The following is a 3737-nucleotide window of genomic DNA, read 5'->3' on the forward strand; positions in this document are numbered from 1 at the left end:
GGAGAATTTGGAGAATTACAGACTAAAAATTTCATTCAAAGATATGAGGTTCAATTTCATCAGCCTAACACTACAAGTGGCTTTAGTGCTACTTTGTTTTACGATAAACAAAAAGATGAATTTATAGTAGGGTTTAGGGGAACTGAAACTGATAATTTTATTAGCTCGATTCAAGATATAGTTCAAGACATAACTCTATCCCTCAATGGCAATATCCAATCTTCTTCTCTTTTAGAATTTTTAGAACAAGTAGATAAAATCATCAAAAATGAAAATAAAAGTATCATATTTGTAGGACATTCATTGGGTGAGATTTGGGGGATGCAATGAAAATATTAAAAATACTTTATATTTGCTGGATTATATTTTTTATCTTTGCTTGGATAATATCACCTTTAATTGGGCATAATCCAGATAGATTTAAGGAATTTCTCATAGTGATTGGATGGATAATTTTGCCTCCAATAGTGAACAATCTATGGTTATTTTTAATAACAAGAATTAAAAAATATTTGATAAGGTTTTTTCTATTATTGTTATATTGTCCATCGGCAATTTTATTGTATCTTATATTTGATTAAAAGGAAAAAGTATGAAGCAACAAATCAAGAATCTTAGAGACTATGCTGAGTTAGCTTGGGCAAGCTATTTCAACCTTATCTATATTGATGGACAAAAAACTAATGATTTCACAATAGGAACAGAAAGAATCTTAAAAGATGGAGAAAATATAGAAAATTTGAATATTATAAAGCATTGTCTAAAGACTATAAAGATTATTTTATTTATGATGATTCGTTAGCTTTTTATCCAAAACTCAATGGTGAATTTAGAGAAATCCAAACACAAAATTTTGCAAAACGCTATACAATCAAATTTCACCAACCCAATACTTTTAGTGGTTTTTCTGCTACACTTTTTTATGACATTCAAAAAGATGAGTATATTGTTAGTTTTCGAGGAACAGAAGGAATTGTAAGTATGGATGCATTTGCCGATATAGGACTTACTTTTGGTAAAGGAGATTTTCAAGCTAATGCCTTAAAACAATTTTTATTAGATATAGCACCTATTCTAAATAATATAGATTCTAGTAAAATTACCTTTGTAGGACATTCTCTGGGTGGATATTTAGCTGTTGTTGCAATGCAGCTTTGTGATACAATCGATAGAACACTTTGTACAGATTTTAATCAAATAAAATTTAGTGCTTCAAAAGTTTATACTTTTAATTCTCCTACCATAGATGGAATAGATAATATGCTAATGAGATTCTTAGCTAATTTGCTTGGAAATAATATTGTGGAGCAAATTTTAAATCCAGAAAAGATTGTTTGTGTATTTGATAATGGTAAAATTGAAATCATTGCTTCAGCTCAATATGGTGCAAGCAATGCTTTAGGTATATATACAGGGAAAAATGATCACTCTATAAAACCTCTTGTTAATACTCTCTATTTTATTCTTATCTTTTAGAATTAGATGCTAACTATAATAAGGTCAAAGATAAAAGCCTTAGTGAGTGTATAGAGTATCTTAATCATTTTATGAAAAATATTCAAATTTATACAGAAACTTTTGTGTTAAAAAATAATGCTATTAATAATAAAAATTTCGCTCTTAAAAATGGACCTCTTGGACTTTTTAGAAGTTCTCCAGAAAAAATCAATCATTTTGAATATTTTCTTTCATTAATAGCCACCATAATGCAAGAAACAAATGGTATTTTAGAAGAGCTTGGAGATAATTATTATGCAAGCTATAAAGCTCCTACCACTAGTCAAACAAAAATCATAGATTTTATTTTAAAAGTACATGAAAAAGAAAAATATATTTTAATTCTTGATAAAAATGATTTTAATAAATACAGAAAAGATTGTTCCTTTATTAATAATCAAGAAAACTTAGCTCATAAAATTGCCATTGGGGAATTTAGAATTTTCATTGTGGTTTATAAAGATATGAAATGTCTTGAAAATATTAATAATATAACAAAAATATATGGATATAATTCAAAAAGTTATAAAATAAAAGATCAAATTTGGGATGAGCAATATTTAGGTGGAGTTTGTAAAATATCACAAGCTTTTATTTTAATGGAAAAGCTAAAATAGGTATTATTTAGGAAAATTATGATAGGTAAAGACTTTTTATATTCTATTCATAAAGATAAAAAAAGTATTTATTTATTTTGTGAAAATAAAAGCATCATTGATTGTCAAAGTATTTATGATGAACTTTATAAATTAGAAGCAACGACAGATTTTACTTTTGAAGAACTTCAAAACTATCAAGCTTATATCTTCCTAAACTCCACTCTCCTTACAGGCTCAAATGAACTTCCTAACAATCCTTTTTACTTTGGAGAATTAGATCAAGATAATACTATAAAACAAGATACACCCAGTTATTATTTTTCTCCTAAAGATGAAAGCAGTGGTTTAGGAAGACTTAGTATCTTTTATAAAAATGATGAACTTTGCTTGCTTAATTATTCTATTATAGAAAATTCTTTAAATATTAAATTAGAATGTTTAAGCAAACAAAGCTTAGAGTATAAAGACTTAATTTCAAACACTTTAAAAGAACAAAAAACCACACAAGTAGATAAAAAACAAGCTATAGCTAAACTTCATGCTCTTTTAGAAAATCAAAACCTAGAATGTATCCATGGAGGTAAAGTCATACTTAAATCAAACAAAGGAAAAACTTTTAAAGATGATGGTGTGCCTATAATGCTAGAAAGTGATTTATTAAACTCTAGTATAGTAGCTTGTCCTAATACTATAGCAGGTGTAAGTGTTCCTTGTACTAAAGTTGTTAATGTAAAAGGATCCTTATCTCAAAAGAAAGTCAATAATGAATATGTAATCTTACAAGAACTCATCTCAGCTTGTAAAACAGATAAAGGCTTTGCTTTAAAAGTAAGCTTTACTCCTACTAAGTTTAAATTTGATCACAGCTTTGATCCTAAAGAGGGCTTAGGAGAACAAAGTAAAAATCAAATAGAGTTAAAAGAGCCTATAATAAGACTTCATTATAAAAGTGATAGATTTCAAAAAGATAATTTACCTATCTATAATCTTTTAATCAATAATGAAAAAAAAGAACAAGATAAGGCTTTAAATGAATTTAATATAGATTTAAAAGATTTAAAAGATATAGAGGATATAAATATTCTTAATCAATTCAAACAAGACTTTAGTAAAGATTATGAATTTAAAGAATTAAATCTTAGCTTTGATACTAATTTAATCAAACTTTATTTTATTATCCCAAAAAACATTGCTAAAGTTTATAAAAGTGCTTATAAGGAATTTGAAAATAAAGATTTAGGAGTAGGGTATTTTACACAGCTACATGAGTATGATAAAATCATCAAAAATTCCCTAGAAGACAATAAAAAATTAAACGAATATCATTTAACTTTTTTAGCTCCTGCAAAAATGCAAAATTTAAAACTTCAAATCGCACAAGGACTAGATGAAATCTTAGAAGATGAAGATAGAAAACAAGAGCTTTATGTTTGTAAGTTTGTGGTGGTAAATGGGGTTAGTGAAAACAAAATAAAAGCAAAAAATAAAGATGTAAATATAAATAATGGCACAAAATACACAAACACTACAAAAAGCAATAATATAAGTTCTAGTGAAAACAATGCTCAAGAAATCATCCCTGATAATGTTATAAGAATACAAACACAAGATGGCGGTGGGGAGTTTATTGAGATAGTATTT

Annotated in this window: 4 protein-coding genes and 1 pseudogene; all 5 read left to right on the forward strand. The window is 26.8% G+C overall.

The genetic code is table 11. The features are described from left to right. Positions 1 to 330: pseudogene (locus tag AJN60_RS07515) on the forward strand (hypothetical protein); the annotation flags it as partial. Between the two features lie 262 nt (positions 331 to 592). Continuing rightward, the gene (locus tag AJN60_RS09990) at positions 593 to 802 is read left to right on the forward strand and encodes a hypothetical protein (RefSeq protein WP_074487166.1); all 210 of its coding nucleotides are present in this window, start codon (positions 593 to 595) and stop codon (positions 800 to 802) included. Then, positions 757 to 1476 (forward strand): lipase family protein, encoded by a 720-nt coding sequence (locus AJN60_RS09995; protein ID WP_237766518.1) that lies wholly within the window; start codon positions 757 to 759, stop codon positions 1474 to 1476. The genes AJN60_RS09990 and AJN60_RS09995 overlap by 46 nt, the downstream gene beginning before the upstream one ends. Positions 1477 to 1547: 71 nt before the next feature. Further along, a complete protein-coding gene (locus tag AJN60_RS10000) occupies positions 1548 to 2114 on the forward strand; it encodes a hypothetical protein (protein ID WP_223209402.1) in 567 nt (188 codons plus the stop codon). Positions 2115 to 2483: 369 nt separating this feature from the next. Next, on the forward strand, positions 2484 to 3737 hold a 1254-nt coding region (locus AJN60_RS07535; RefSeq protein WP_180752975.1), incomplete at its 3' end, for a hypothetical protein.

Origin of the sequence: Campylobacter sp. BCW_4323, from assembly GCF_001763115.1 — a bacterium.
Lineage (GTDB): Bacteria > Campylobacterota > Campylobacteria > Campylobacterales > Campylobacteraceae > Campylobacter_D > Campylobacter_D jejuni.

Bases quoted from the DNA above. Each gene is read 5' to 3' on its own strand.
- AJN60_RS09990 (WP_074487166.1), top strand. From the start codon at position 593: ATGAAGCAACAAATCAAGAATCTTAGAGACTATGCTGAGTTAGCTTGG.
- AJN60_RS10000 (WP_223209402.1), top strand. From the start codon at position 1,548: ATGAAAAATATTCAAATTTATACAGAAACTTTTGTGTTAAAAAATAAT.